Genomic DNA, 426 nt, shown 5'->3' with positions numbered 1-426 from the left:
ACGGCACGGCCAGCGCCGAAATGGCCATTCAGGTTGTCTACCAAGGCCTGCGCGCGGGCCGCATCCACTTCGAACAGCACCAATTGCTCGACCCCTTCACCCAGCAGGGCGTGAGCCACGGCCGAACCGGCGCCACCGGCACCCATCTGTACCACCTGGCGGCGAGCCACGTCGGGCAGGCCGCGGCGCAAGCCTTCGGCAAAGCCCAGGCAGTCGGTGTTATGGCCGACGCGCTTGCCGTCCTTCAGTACCACGGTATTCACTGCGCCGATGCCACGGGCTTCGTCCGACAGTTCGTCGAGCAGTGGCAGGATCGACTGTTTGAATGGGTAAGTGATGTTCAGCCCGGTGAAGCCTGTGTGTTGCGCGGCGTCTAGCAGGCCGGGCAGGGCGCTGTCCTCCAGTTGCAGCTGGTCGGCATCAATC

Annotated in this window: 1 pseudogene; it reads right to left on the bottom strand. The window is 65.0% G+C overall.

The features are described from left to right. Nucleotides 1-426 (bottom strand): annotated as a pseudogene (locus F6X68_RS33275) (shikimate dehydrogenase); the annotation flags it as partial.

The sequence above is a fragment of the Micromonospora sp. AMSO12t genome, assembly GCF_008806585.1.
Taxonomy (GTDB): domain Bacteria; phylum Actinomycetota; class Actinomycetes; order Mycobacteriales; family Micromonosporaceae; genus Micromonospora; species Micromonospora reichwaldensis.
This window is presented reverse-complemented; position numbering and strand designations above follow the sequence as displayed.